Here is a 12,972-nt window from a genome sequence, read left to right as displayed (position 1 = left end):
TGTTTCCGAAATTGCCTCGAAACTCAGCTGGCGAGGATCTCCCGGGCGAAAGAGAGACCGACGTGATCGAGACCCACGACATCGTTCGCCCGGAGGGCGAGCTCGTCGCCGGTTTGCAGGCCATCGGCAGCGCCACCGCGAGCAGCGAGCTCAACCGTCTCGGGGTCCGCAGCGCGCACATCCGCGGCCCGGTCGCGCACACGCCCGGCGTCTGCGTCGCCGGTCCGGCGCTCACCCTGCAGTTCATGCCGAAACGCGAGGACCTGTACCCGGTCGACGAGTACGCCGACCCGGAGAAGCAGCTGCACCGCCACGTGCTGTACCACACCCGGCCCGGCGACATCGTGGTCGTGGACGCGCGCGGCGACATGGGCAGCGGCGTGTTCGGCGAGATGATGATGTTGTACTTCAAGAGCCGCGGCGGCGCCGGCGTCGTCGTGGACGGCTGCGTGCGCGACATCGGCAAGGTGCGCGATCTCGGCCTCGGCCTGTGGGTGCGCGGCGCCACCCCGAACTTCCACTCCCAGACCGGAATCTTCCCCACCGCGGTCAACGTGCCCGTGGCCTGCGGCGACACCGTCGTGATGCCCGGCGACATCATCGTGGCCGACGACGACGGCGCGGTGGTCGTCCCGATCAAGCTGGCCCCCGCCCTGCTGGCCGCGGCGAGCACCCACGCTGATTGGGAGGAGTTCTCCAGGTTCCGGCTGTCCCAGGGGGGCGACCTGCGCGCGTACTATCCGCTCTCGGAGGAGGCGCGGCCCGAGTACGAGCTGTGGCGCCGCGCCCGGCACGAGGCCGGCGCGTGACCGGGCGGTCCCCGGCGCGGCCGAGAGGAGCGGCGCGGTGAAGATCGTGGAGCTGGTGCCGTGGCTGGTGCGGTCCGGCGGCTCCTTCTGGGGCGAGTTCCTGTTCCTTCAGGTGCGCACCGACGAGGGCGTGGACGGCTGGGGCGAGGTCACCACCACGACCCGCGCCGCCAACCGCGGCGTCGCCGCCATGCTGCGGCAGGCCAACGAGCTCCTGGCGGGGGACGACCCCGCGAGGATCGAGGACATCTGGCACAAGCTGTTCCGGGCGTTCACCTACATGGGCAGCCGCGGCGCCGGGACCAACGTGGTCAGCGCCGTCGACATCGCGCTGTGGGACATCCGCGGCAAGGTGCTCGGCGTCCCGGTGCACGATCTGCTCGGCGGCCCCGTCCGTGACGACCTTCTCCTTTACACCCACCCCGACCAGTCCAGGTTCGGCACCCGGGCGGGCGTCGCCGACGAGATCGCCAAGATCGTGGACTCCGGCCACACCGCCATAAAATTCGACCCGTTCCCGCACGAACCGGGCCAGCCCGAGGCCAACGACCGCTACCTGGACGGCCGCCTGAGCCGGGCGCTGGAGCGCGAGGCGATCGAGCTGACCGCGCTGATCCGCGAGCTGGCCGGGCCGGACGTCGAACTGCTCGTGGACGCGCACGGCCGCTTCGACGTGCCCACCGCCGTCCGCCTCGGGCAGGCCCTGGACGAGGCCGGCGGCATCCACTGGTACGAGGAACCGGTGCCCCCGGAGAGCCGCCACGCCCTCCAGCAGGTGCGCGACCGCGTCCGGGTGCCCATCTCGGTGGGGGAGCGGCTGCACACCCGCTGGGACTTCGCCCCGGTGCTGGAGAACCGGCTCGCCGACTTCGTGATGCCGGACGTCACCTGGACCGGCGGCATCAGCGAGCTGAAGAAGATCGCCACGATGGCCGAGGCGTACTACGTCCCGGTCTCCCCGCACGACGCGAGCGGCCCGGTGAACCTCGTCGCCGGCGGGCATGTGATGCTGACGGTGCCGAACTTCTACCGCATCGAGTCGAGCGGCCACGACCTCGGTGCGTACAACCGTTTCCTGCGTACGCCCCTGGACAACCGTGACGGCCGCCTGAGGCTGCCTCCCGGCCCCGGCCTCGGGCTGGACTTCGACATGGACTACCTCCGGGCTCACGCGCAGGACGGTTTCGGCGGCTGAGCGTCTCGGAAGTGGTGAAGGAGTCAGGTGAACATCGTCAGGTATCGAACGCGACAATCCGCCGAGCCCAGGATCGGCCTGCACGACGACGGCACCGTCGCCGAGCTGACCGGTGTCGCGTCCCTCGCGGAGTTGTGGACGCTGCCGCTGGACGCGCTGCGCGCCCGGCTGATCGGCGGGCCGCTCGGTGAGCGGGTGCCGCTGGAGGACGTCGAGTTGCTGCCCCCGGTGGACGGCCGCACCGAGGTGTGGGGCGCGGGCGTCACGTACGAGACGTCCCGTGAGGCAAGGGTCGAGGAGAGCGAGCGCTCGGCGACCATCTACGAGCAGGTCTACGACGCCGAGCGGCCCGAGCTGTTCTTCAAGTCGGTCGGCTGGCGGGCCGTGGGCACCGGGGGAGACCTCGCCATCCGCCCGGACTCGGCGGTGGACGTGCCCGAGCCCGAGCTGGCCCTGGTGGTGAACAACCTCGGCGAGATCGTCGGCTACTCGGTGTGCAACGACATGTCCTCGCGCAGCATCGAGGGCGAGAACCCTCTCTACCTGCCGCAGGCCAAGATGTTCTACGGCGCCTGCGGCCTCGGCCCTTGGGTCACGCCCGTGTGGGAGGTCGAGGACCCCTACGACCTGCCGATCGAGATGACGATCATCCGCGACGGCGCGCAGGTGTGGCACGGCGAGGCGAGCACCGGCCGGCTGCGCAGGCGGCTCGACGGCCTGGTGGCGTACCTGATGCTCGGTGACGTCCACCCCGACGGCGTCGTGCTGTCCACCGGCACGTGCCTGGTGCCGCCGGCGCCGTTCACGCTCGCCGCCGGCGACGTGGTCGAGATCGGCATCGCCGGTGTGGGTGTGCTGCGCAACCCCATCGTCCGCGGCAAGCCCGGCGACTCCCCCGAGTCCATCCCTTCTCTGGAGACGACACTGCGATGACCACTTCGACCCCCGAACCGCTGCGCTGGGCCATCGTCGGCACCGGCGGCATCGCCAAGGCCTTCGCCGAGGACCTCCGGCTGTCCGACGCCGGCGAGCTGGTGGCCGTCGGCTCGCGCACCGCCGCCCGCGCCGAGGAGTTCGCCGCCCAGGTGGGCGCGCCCCGCGCGTACGGCGACCAGGCCGAGATGCTCGCCTCCGCCGACGTCGACGCGGTGTACGTCGCGACGCCGCACACCGCGCACAAGGACGCCGCCCTCGCCGCCATCGAGGCGGGCAAGGCCGTGCTGGTGGAGAAGCCGTTCACCATCAACCGCGCCGAGGCCGAGGAACTGGTCAAGGCCGCCCGGGCCCGGGGCGTGTTCCTGATGGAGGCCATGTGGACGCGTTTCCTGCCGCACATGATCCGCCTGCGTGAGCTGCTCGCCCAGGACCGCCTCGGCGACATCCGCCTGGTCACCGCCGAGCACGGCGTCTGGTTCCGCCACGACCCCGCGCACCGCATGTTCGACCCGCACCTCGGCGGCGGCGCCCTCCTGGACCTCGGCGTCTACCCGGTGTCCTTCCTGTCCATGGTCCTCGGCACCCCCGCCTCGGTACTCGCCTCCACCCAGTTCGGCGACACCGGCGTCGACGGCCACACCGCCATGATCATGAACTACGAGGCCGGCCGCCAGGGCGTGGCCACCAGCACCATGGAGACCTTCCTCGCCAACCGCGCCTCCATAGCCGGCACCGACGCCCGCATCGACATCGACCCCTGGTGGTACCGCCCCACCACCTTCACCCTGACCGCCCGCACCGGCGCCACAGAACGCTACGAGTTCCCCGTCCAGGGCAACGGCCTCCGCTTCCAGTCCGAAGAGGTGGCCCGCTGCGTACGGGAAGGCTTGCTGGAAAGCCCGACCCTGACCCTGGACGAGTCCTGCGAAATCATGGGAACGATGGACGAGGTCCGCTCCCAGGTAGGCCTCCGCTACCCGAACGAGTGACATAAGGGGGCGGCCCCGCAGCCGGGGCCGCCCCGTCCTGCGCGCCGGGAGCCGACCGGCTGGCGTCCCGGGCCAAGCCCTCGGCCGTCGGCCTGGCCCGAACCCCGTCGGCCTGGCCCGAAGCCTCGTCGGCCGTCGGCCCGGTCCGAACCCCGTCGGCCGTCCTCCGGCCTAAAACTTGTCGGCTGGCGCCCTTCGAAATGGTGCCTTCGGCGCAGTCTTTTTCAGGCGACCCTGACTCGGCCCACCACCCACCGCCGCGCTCCAGATCGGGTCTGGAACCCGCAATCCATGCCGCTCGCAGTGGTTGGTTGATATTCGACCGCCTGCGTCCGTGTCTGCGTCCGTGTCTGCGTCCGTGTCTGCGTCCGTGTCTGCGTCCGTGTCTGCGTCCGTGTCTGCGTCCGTGTCTGCGTCCGTGTCTGCGTCCGTGCCCGTGTCCGCGTTCGCGGGGTGGCGTCCATGTGCGCTGACAGGGCGCTGTGACGCCCGCGCTCGTGGGGGACGTCAACGTGCGGTGATGGATGCCCCGGGAATCGGGTGGGTGGTGGTCGACATGGTGGGAATTGACAACGGGTGGGCCAGTTCGCCTCGGCCGGAGTGGGTTTGTTGTGGTTGGTCCCTCGGTTGTTCCTGGTAGTTGAGCCGTGGCGGGTTTCTCGCCGTAGGACGGCGCCGGGTTCGCCGTACCACGTCCCGCCGTACCGGCGCCGGGAGACGCACCTAGAGGCGAGGCATGGATGGGCGCGCAGGGCGGGGCGCACCCGAAGGTGGCGCGCCGTGGGGGTGGCGCCGTGGGGGTGGCGCCGTGGGGGTGGCGCCGTGGGGGTGGCGCCGTGGGGTGGCGCCGTGGGGTGGCGTTCAGGTGCGCTGATGTGCGTGGTGGGGCCGTTCGCGGGGTGGTGTCAACGTGCGGTGATGGATGTCCTGGGGATTGGGTGGGTGGTGGTCGACATGGTGGGAATTGACAACGGGTGGGCCAGTTCGCCTCGGCCGGAGTGGGGTTTTTATGGGGGCCACGAAGAAAGGGTGGCCCCGCCTGTGCGTGGGGCCGCCCTTTCTTCTTGGTGCTTACGTCGTGGTGACGGTGGCTTCCATTACGCGGTCGAAGCCGATGTGGCGGCGGGGGCCGGTCATGGTGATGGGGAGGGTTTGGCGGATGTCGGTGCTGGAGGCGCCTATGCGTAGTTCTACGGCGCCGGGGTCGACCTGGCGGTGCCAGGACGGGCCGGTGTAGGAGGTTTGGTCGGCGTGCAGGGTCAGGGTCAGCTCGCGGGTCTCGCCGGGGGAGAGGTCTACGCGGTGGGCGGCGAGCAGGGACTGGACGGGACGGGCCACCTCGGCGACGGGGTCGTGCAGGTAGACCTGCACCACTTCGGACGACTCGCGGTCGGTCTCGTTGCGCAGGGTCACCCGTACGTCGAGGGTGCCGTCGGTGGGCCAGGTCGTGTCGCCGGTGACGCCGGACCAGGTGACGGGGGCGTAGGACAGGCCGTGGCCGAAGGCGAACAGGGCGGTGGGGTCGACGTTGCTGACCTCGCTGCGCTGGGCGAGGGGGGCGCCCAGGTAGGTGGCGGGCTGGTTGCCGCCGTCCCTGGGGAAGCTCACCGGGAGGCGGCCGGTGGCGTCGGAGCGGCCGGACAGGACGTCGGCCAGGGCGGCGGCACCCTCCTCGCCGGGGAAGAAGCCGCAGACCACGGCGGACAGGCGGTCGATCTGGCGGCCGAGTTCGTAGGGGCGGCCGACCAGCAGCACCAGGACCACGGGGGTGCCGGTGGCCAGGACGGCTTCGAGCAGTTCCTCCTGGCGCCCGGGGAGGCGGAGGGTGCCCGCGTCGCAGCCCTCGCCGGAGGTGCCGCGGCCGAACAGGCCCGCCTGGTCGCCCAGCACCGCCAGGCAGACGTCGGCGTCGGCCGCCGCCGCCACGGCCGCGGCGATGCCCTCGTCGTCGCCGCCGAGCACCGGGACGCCCTGCTCGTAGCGCACGTCGTAACCCGCGGCGTCGGCGCGCAGCGCGTCCACCAGGGTGGGCACCTCGATGCCCATACCGGTGTCCGGGTGGTGCACGCCGACGTGCATCGGGAACGAGTAGCAGCCCAGCATGGCCTGCGGGGTGTCGGCGCGCGGGCCGACCACGGCCAGCTTCAGGTTCGCGGCCAGCGGCAGCGTCCCGGCGGGGTTGTGCAGCAGGACGATCGAGCGGCGGGCCAGCTCGCCGGCCAGGGACCGCACGTCGGCGTCGTCGAGGACGACCTCGCCGTCCTCGTCCAGTACCGAGGACTCCGGCGTCCAGTCCGCGTCGAGCAGGCCGAGCGCGCACTTCTGCAGCAGCACCCGCCGCAGCGCGCGGTCGACCAGCGCTATGTCCACCTCGCCGCGCTCGACCGCGTCGACCAGCGGCGGGCCGAAGCAGTTCACCGTGGGCAGTTCGACGTCGATCCCGGCGGTGAGCGCCAGCCGGGCCGCGTCCGCGGGGGACGCCGCGACGTTGTGCAGGGTCTGCAGGAACGCGACGGAGAAGTAGTCGGCCACCACGGTGCCGGTGAAGCCGTAGGTGTCGCGGAGCAGGTCGGTGAGCAGCGTGACGTCGGCGGCGACCGGGGTGCCGTCGATGTCGGCGTAGGAGTTCATCACCGAGCCGGCGCCCGCGCGCAGCGCCATCTCGAACGGCGGCAGCAGCACGTCGGCGACCTCGCGGCGCCCGGCCGACACCGGGGCGAGGTTGCGGCCGCCCTTGGACGCCGAGTAGCCCACGAAGTGCTTCAGCGTGGCGATCACCCCGGCGGACTGCACGCCGCGCACGTAGGCGCTGCCGATGGTGCCCACCAGCACGGGGTCCTCGCCGATGGTCTCCTCGACCCGGCCCCAGCGCAGGTCACGGGCGACGTCCAGCACCGGGGCCAGGCCCTGGTGGATGCCGAGGCGGCGCATGGTGGCGCCGATCTGCGCGCCCATCCGCTCGACCAGCCCGGGGTCGAAGGTCGCGCCCCAGCACAGCGGCGAGGGGTACACACCCGCCTGCCACGCGGCGAGGCCGGTGAGGATCTCCTCGTGCACGACTGCGGGGATGCCGAACCGCCCGGCCGCCATGATGGACCGTTGCGCGGCGGCGAGGGTGGCCGCGCCCTTGGCGACGCCGACGGGTGTGGTGCCGAACGGCCGGGTCAGCTGCCCCATGCCCTCCTTGACCAGCTCGTCCCACGCGACGGGCAGCGAGGTGAACTCGTGCTGGTGCGGGGCCATCTCACCGTCGGCGTTGTCGATGCCCACCCAGACGCCGTAGAGCTGGGCGACCTTCTCGGCCACGCTCATCCGCGCCATCAGCGCCTCGACCCGCTCCTCGGGTGACCGGCCGGCGTCCTTCCACACCTCCGGCGCGGTGTCCGTGCTCACGGTGGTCATGTGTCACTCCGTTTCGTGTGGCTCGGTGCGGCCAGTCATTCCAGCCACCCGCCCGGCGGGGGTGCCAGCCGGTCGAGTTCTTCCCACAGCTCGCCGGGGACGGGGGTGGTGGCGAGTTCCAGGGTCGCGGCGATCCGCTTGGGCTCGGAGACGCCGACGATGGTCGACGTCACCCGGGGGTCGCGCAGCGAGAACTGCAGCGCCGCGGCGGCGAGCGGCACGTCGTGGGCCGCGCACGCGGTCTGCATGCGGCGGACCGCCTCGCGCACCGGCTCGTCGGTGTCGCGGTAGGCGTATCTGGGCTGGACGTCGGGGCCTTTGACGAGCATGCCGCCGCCGTACGGGGCGCCGTTGACGAAGGCGACCCCGGCGGCCGCCGCGTCGTCGAGCAGCGGGCCGGCGGCGCGGTCGACCAGGGTCCAGCGGTTGTGGTTGATCACAGCCTCGAAGACGCCGGTGCCGACGTACCGGCGCATGAGGTCCACCGGGCCGCCCGCGATGCCGAGGTGGCCGACCACGCCCTCGTCGCGCAGCATGACCAGCGCCTCCACGGCGCCGCCCGGGGCCATCGCCTCCTCGAAGGTGATGTGGAACTCCGGGTCGTGCAGGTACATCACCGGCACGCGGTCCACGCCGAGGCGCTCCAGGCTCTCCTCCACCGAGCGGCGCACCCGTTCGCCGGAGAAGTCCCCGGTGTCGGGGTCGGCGTCCGCCTTGGTGGCCAGCACGAAACCGTCGGGCAGGCCGCGGCGGCGCACCACGGCGCCGACGCGGCGCTCGGCGGTGCCGTTGCCGTAATTGTTGGAGGTGTCGAGGAAGTTGAACGGGCCGTCGAGCACGGCGTCCACCGTGGCCTCGGCCCTGGCGTCGTCCACCTCGTAGCCGTACAGGCGGGGCATGCTGGCCAGCGGGCTGGTGCCGATGCAGATGGGCGTCACGGCGAGCCCGGTCCGGCCGAACGGTCGCCGGGCGGACGGGTCTGTCGTCGGGTCGTCGGCCATGTCAGATCACGAACCTGTTCGAGGGCCGGCCGCGGCGGCCGGGCTCGGCCAGGAAGACGGTGCCGGCGGCGGGCTGGTCACGGAGCTGGTCGGGGGTGAGGTCCTCGGTGGAGGTGGAGATGTACAGCCGGTCCAGGTCCGGCCCGCCGAACGCGCACGACGTCACCTGCGTGACGGGCAGGCGCACCGTCTGGTCGATCTGGCCCTCGGTGTCGAAGCGGACCACGCACCCGCCGCCCCAGAACGCCACCCACACGCCGCCGTCGGCGTCGACGGTCAGGCCGTCGGGGATGCCGGTCAGGCCGGAGGTGTCGGCGAACGTGCGGCGGCCGGACAGGGCGCCGGTCGTCACGTCGTAGTCGAAGACGTCGATGCGGCGGGTCGGGCTGTCCGCGTAGTAGCACAGGGTGCCGTCGGGGGACCAGTCCAGGCCGTTGCTGATGGTGACGTCGGTGAGCACGGTGTGCAGCGAGCGGTCCGTGTCCAGGAGGTACAGCGCCCCCGCGCCGGGGGTGGCGTCGTAGGCCATGCTCCCGGCGAGGTAGCGGCCCGCGGGGTCGACGTTGCCGTCGTTCATGCGGATCTCGGGCAGGTCCGCCAGCGGCGCGGCGAGACGCTCGGTGAGCACGCCGCCCGAGGTCAGCGCCATGCCGTCGCCGTCCGCGATCAGCAGCGTCGCCGGGTCGGTGGTGGGGTGCACGGCGGTGATCGGGGCGGGCAGGTCGAACCAGCTGACCCCCGCGGCGGGGGTGGCGTCGAAGACCCGCCCCCGGGGGATGTCGACGAACCGCAGGAGGCCCGCGGCGTCGTCCCACACCACGCCTTCGAGGTGGACGCCGGAGACCTCCAGCCACGTCTCGGCGGTCAGGTCGCTCCCCATCACGGCGCCAGGGGGGTGATCGCGGCGGCGGCGAGCCGGTGGCCCTCGACCAGGCGGGCCAGCACCGCGTCGGTCGCCGGGTCCGGGCGGGTCTGCTCCGTGTGCGCGGCCCGCCAGGCGTGCAGGCGGCGCGCGCCCTCCGACCAGGTGATCGTGGGACGGAACGCGGGGACGAACCGCTTGATCTTGCTGTTGTCGAACACCGCGCTGTGCGCCAGGTCGCCGACGATCAGGTCCGACCAGAACCAGTCCGGCGCGATCTTCGGCAGGAACTCCGACGACAGGTGCAGCAGGCGGGGCTTCCCGCCGGAGGTGCGGGCGATGATGTCGTAGATCTCGTCCCAGGTCAGCGCCTCGTCGGAGGTGATGTGGAAGTCCTCGCCCACGGCCTGCCAGTTGCCGATCAGGCCGACCAGGCCGACGGCGAAGTCCCGCGCGTGCGTGAGGGTCCACAGGCTGGTGCCGTCGCCGGGCACGACCAGGTCGTCGCCGCGCGCGACGCGGTCCCAGGCGGTCCAGTCGCCGGGCAGCGGCGGGTTGGCGTCGTCGTAGGTGTGCGACGGGCGCACCACGGTGACCGGGAAGTCGCGCTCCTCGTACGCGCGGTGCAGCACGTCCTCGGCGGCGATCTTGTCCCGGGCGTAGGCCAGGAAGGGGTTGCGCCTGGTGGTCGACTCGGTGACCGGCCACTGCCGCACCGGCTTGTGGTAGATCGAGGCGGAGCTGATGTGGACGTACTGGCCGATGTTGCCGTCCAGCAGGTCGACCACGGCCTCGGCGTCCTTGGCGCCGTAGCTGAGGAAGTTGACCACGCTGTCGAACGCCGTGCCGGCGAGGGCCTGTCGCACGGACTCAGGGTCCTGGACGTCGGCGGTGATCGTGGTGACGCCGTCCGGGAGGGGGCGGCGGCCCGAGGTGCGGCCGCGGTTCAGGACGTGCACGTCCTGGCCCTGGCGCACGGACTCGGCCACGCAGGACGAGCTGATCGTGCCGGTGCCGCCGATATAGAGAACCTTCATGGGTGGACTCCAGCCGTTCTGGGAATACGAGGTCAGGTGCGTGACTTACCGGCGTACCAGTCCTCGAAGCCGTTCTCCACGATGCTGATCAGCAGGTCGTCGTTGCGGATGCCGATGGCCTCCAGCTGCTTGGCGATCTGGTCGAACATCGCCCACTTGGTGGTGACGTCGTACATGTGGACCATCTGGATCTGCACGCTGACAAGGCTCTGGCGGTCGACGCCGTTGTACGTGGGGTCGAAGACGATCTCGCCGGGGGCGTGGGTACGGAAGATCTGGAACTTGTCGGCCGGGTCCATCCCGAGCGCGTCCACCAGCGCTTGATGGATCCCTTCGCTGATCTGCTCGCCCAGCCGTTCGGCGAGGGAACGCTCAAGGTCGATCTGCACCAGTGGCACCGGTGGCTCCTTCGGAAAGTGAGGACGGAAACTTTCGGAAACTATCCGAAACTTCGTTGGTACGTTGACAACGTAGAACGGCCGGTCTCGGACGTCAAGGTACCGAGTGTCGCTATCAGGGGTGACAGCCGTGTTTCAGCTTGTCAGACGGCCTGTGGCCTATGAAAGCGGATGCTCGATAGTTTCGACGAACTTTCGGTCGCCGATCTACTACGGTAGGGCTCGGCGAATCGGTACCGATGTGGTGAAAGCGAGGCCGCTGTGAAGATCGCGGTGACAGGGGCGGGCGGAAAGGCCGGGCGGGCCGTGCTCCAGGACCTGCTCGCCCACGGGCACGAGGTGCGGGCCGTCGACGTGACGGGCGCGCCGGGCGACCGCGGCGAGCTGTGGCACGAGCTCGGAACGCCCCTGCTGCGGGCCGATCTGACCGACTTCGGGGACACGGTCGACGCCCTGACCGGCATGGACGGCGTCGTGCACCTGGCGGCGATCCCCGCCCCCGGCTACTTCACCGACGCCCGCACCCTCAACGTCAACAACGCCATCAACGGCAACGTCTTCCTGGCCGCCGCCAAGATGGGCCTCAGCCGCGTCGTCTTCGCGTCCAGCGAGACCGCGCTGGGCTTCCCGTTCGCCCCCGACGCCCCGCCGCGCTACCTGCCCGTGGACGAGGCCCACTACCCGATCGCGCTGTCGACCTACGCCCTGTCGAAGGTGGTCGGCGAGACGATGGCCGAACACATCTCAGGCTGGTCGGGCATCCCGATCGTCTCCCTGCGCCTGTCCAACATCCACACCACCGCCGACTACCCCAACCTGCCCGGCTACTGGAACGACCCCCTGACCAGGGTCTTCGACCTGTGGGGCTACATCGACGACCGCGACGTCGCCCAAGCCTGCCGCCGCGCCCTACTGGCCGACGTGACCGGCGCCCGCTCCTACGTGATCGCCGCCCACGACACCCTGATGAACCGCCCCACCGCCGACCTGGTCAAGGAAGTCTTCCCCGACGTCCCGCTGAACCGCCCGCTGGAAGGCCACGAGAGCGTCCTAGACATCACCAAGGCCCGCGAGGAACTGGGCTTCGCCCCCGAACACTCCTGGCGCGAAATGCTCTGACCTGCAAGTTCCCCACCCCTTCTCCGTCCCGTCGCGTCCCCCGCGTCCGCGGGGGCCCCGTGGGGGCAGCGCTCACGCGCGCTGATGGCGCCTACGGCGCCCACGTCCGCGAGGGGGCCGTGGGTGTGGCGCCCACGTGCGCTGATGGTGACTACGGCGCCCGCGTTCGCGGGGTTGCGTCATCGTGCGCTGCGGCGCCCGCGCTCGCGGGGTTGCGTCAGCGTGTGGTGATGGTGGGCTGCGGCGCCCGCGTTCGCGGGTTGCGTCAGCGTGCGGTGATGGTGGGCTGCGGCGCCCGCGTTCGCGGGTTGCGTCAGCGTGTGGTGATGTGGTGGGCTGCGGCGCCCGCGTTCGCGGGTTGCGTCAGCGTGTGGTGATGGTGGGCTGCGGCGCTCGCGTTCGCGGGTTGCGTCATCGTGCGGTGATGGATGCCCTGGGGATCGGGTGGGCTGTGGTGGACATGGTGGGAATCAACAACGGGTGGGCACATTTACCTCAGCCGGGGCGGGTTTGTCGTGGTTGATCCCTAAGTTGTCCCTGGTGGGTGACCCGTGGCTGGTTTTCCGCCGTACGGCGGCGCCGGGTTCGCCGTACCACGTCCCGCCGTACCGGCGCCGTTTGGAGACGCGCCAGGAGGTGTAAGCGCTGCGCTGGGGGAGCGCTGCACTGGGGTGCGCTGCACTGGGGTGCGCTGCACTGGGGTGCGCTGCACTGGGGTGCGCTGCACTGGGGTGCGCTGCACTGGGGTGCGCTGCACTGGGGTGCGCTGCACTGGGGTGCGCTGCACCGGGGTGCGCTGCACCGGGGTGCGCTGCACCGGGGTGCGCTGCACCGGGGTGCGCTGCACCGGGGGGGTGCGCTGCACGGGGGGCGCCGTGGGGGGGTGTTCACGTGCGGTGATGGTGCGCTGCGGCGCCCGCGTTCGTGGGGTTGCGTCAGCGTGTGGTGGTGGATGCCCTGGGGATCGGGTGGGTGGTGGTGGACATGGTGGGAATCAACAACGGGTGGGTCGATTCACCTGAGCCGGGGCGGGTTTGTCGTGGTTGATCCCTAAGTTTTCCCTGGTGGGTGACCCGTGGCTGGTTTTCCGCCGTACGGCGGCGCCGGGTTCGCCGTACCACGTCCCGCCGTACCGGCGCTGTTGGAGACGAACCAGGAGGCGCGGTGTGGGCGGGCGCCGCCCGGGGTGATGTGCGGGGGCGGGGTGATGTGCGGGGGGGGTGA

Annotated in this window: 10 protein-coding genes; 5 read left to right on the top strand and 5 right to left on the bottom strand. The window is 71.3% G+C overall.

Features of this window, described 5'->3' with window-relative positions; genetic code table 11:
* Nucleotides 1-62 precede the first annotated feature (62 nt).
* The 4 genes from ACFP1K_RS16565 to ACFP1K_RS16550 are packed head-to-tail and all read left to right on the top strand — an operon-like array spanning nucleotide 63 to nucleotide 3,929.
* Nucleotides 63-809, top strand: a complete 747-nt coding sequence (locus ACFP1K_RS16565) for an RraA family protein (RefSeq protein ID WP_380753586.1) — start codon at nucleotides 63-65, stop codon at nucleotides 807-809.
* Between the two features lie 37 nt (nucleotides 810-846).
* Nucleotides 847-2,004: a mandelate racemase/muconate lactonizing enzyme family protein gene (locus ACFP1K_RS16560; protein ID WP_380753584.1), complete on the top strand. Its 1,158-nt coding sequence runs from the start codon at nucleotides 847-849 to the stop codon at nucleotides 2,002-2,004.
* Between the two features lie 27 nt (nucleotides 2,005-2,031).
* Complete coding sequence (locus ACFP1K_RS16555; protein WP_380753581.1) at nucleotides 2,032-2,937, top strand: fumarylacetoacetate hydrolase family protein; 906 nt, start codon at nucleotides 2,032-2,034, stop codon at nucleotides 2,935-2,937.
* Complete coding sequence (locus ACFP1K_RS16550; RefSeq protein ID WP_380753578.1) at nucleotides 2,934-3,929, top strand: Gfo/Idh/MocA family protein; 996 nt, start codon at nucleotides 2,934-2,936, stop codon at nucleotides 3,927-3,929. Before ACFP1K_RS16555 ends, ACFP1K_RS16550 begins: the two co-directional genes overlap by 4 nt.
* 1,071 nt (nucleotides 3,930-5,000) lie before the next feature.
* Here the strand turns inward: ACFP1K_RS16550 and ACFP1K_RS16545 are convergent.
* The 5 genes from ACFP1K_RS16545 to ACFP1K_RS16525 are packed head-to-tail and all read right to left on the bottom strand — an operon-like array spanning nucleotide 5,001 to nucleotide 10,629.
* A complete protein-coding gene (locus tag ACFP1K_RS16545) occupies nucleotides 5,001-7,331 on the bottom strand; it encodes a glycoside hydrolase family 3 N-terminal domain-containing protein (RefSeq protein WP_380753575.1) in 2,331 nt (776 codons plus the stop codon).
* A 35-nt stretch (nucleotides 7,332-7,366) separates the two neighbouring features.
* On the bottom strand, nucleotides 7,367-8,332 hold the full coding sequence (locus tag ACFP1K_RS16540) for an aldo/keto reductase (RefSeq protein WP_380753572.1): 966 nt from the start codon (nucleotides 8,330-8,332) through the stop codon (nucleotides 7,367-7,369).
* A gap of 1 nt (nucleotide 8,333) precedes the next feature.
* Entirely contained in the window at nucleotides 8,334-9,212 is an 879-nt protein-coding gene (locus tag ACFP1K_RS16535; protein WP_380753569.1) for an SMP-30/gluconolactonase/LRE family protein, read from the bottom strand.
* The gene (locus tag ACFP1K_RS16530) at nucleotides 9,212-10,231 is read right to left on the bottom strand and encodes an NAD-dependent epimerase/dehydratase family protein (protein WP_380753566.1); all 1,020 of its coding nucleotides are present in this window, start codon (nucleotides 10,229-10,231) and stop codon (nucleotides 9,212-9,214) included. The genes ACFP1K_RS16535 and ACFP1K_RS16530 overlap by 1 nt, the downstream gene beginning before the upstream one ends.
* 32 nt (nucleotides 10,232-10,263) lie before the next feature.
* Nucleotides 10,264-10,629, bottom strand: coding sequence for a tautomerase family protein (locus tag ACFP1K_RS16525; protein ID WP_380753563.1), 366 nt, complete (start codon nucleotides 10,627-10,629; stop codon nucleotides 10,264-10,266).
* Nucleotides 10,630-10,890: 261 nt separating this feature from the next.
* On the opposite strand from ACFP1K_RS16525, the gene ACFP1K_RS16520 reads away from it, so the two are divergent.
* The gene (locus ACFP1K_RS16520; RefSeq protein ID WP_380753560.1) at nucleotides 10,891-11,748 is read left to right on the top strand and encodes an NAD-dependent epimerase/dehydratase family protein; all 858 of its coding nucleotides are present in this window, start codon (nucleotides 10,891-10,893) and stop codon (nucleotides 11,746-11,748) included.
* Nucleotides 11,749-12,972 lie beyond the last annotated feature (1,224 nt).

This window comes from Sphaerisporangium aureirubrum (assembly GCF_042658925.1).
Classification (GTDB): Bacteria; Actinomycetota; Actinomycetes; order Streptosporangiales; family Streptosporangiaceae; genus Sphaerisporangium; species Sphaerisporangium aureirubrum.
Note: the sequence above shows the minus strand (reverse complement) of the source record. Positions and strands in the feature narration are given on the sequence as shown.

Coding starts and splice junctions, on each gene's coding strand:
- ACFP1K_RS16535 (WP_380753569.1), bottom strand. CDS start 9,212: ATGGGGAGCGACCTGACCGCCGAGACGTGGCTGGAGGTCTCCGGCGTC.
- ACFP1K_RS16550 (WP_380753578.1), top strand. CDS start 2,934: ATGACCACTTCGACCCCCGAACCGCTGCGCTGGGCCATCGTCGGCACC.
- ACFP1K_RS16545 (WP_380753575.1), bottom strand. CDS start 7,331: ATGACCACCGTGAGCACGGACACCGCGCCGGAGGTGTGGAAGGACGCC.
- ACFP1K_RS16540 (WP_380753572.1), bottom strand. CDS start 8,332: ATGGCCGACGACCCGACGACAGACCCGTCCGCCCGGCGACCGTTCGGC.
- ACFP1K_RS16530 (WP_380753566.1), bottom strand. CDS start 10,231: ATGAAGGTTCTCTATATCGGCGGCACCGGCACGATCAGCTCGTCCTGC.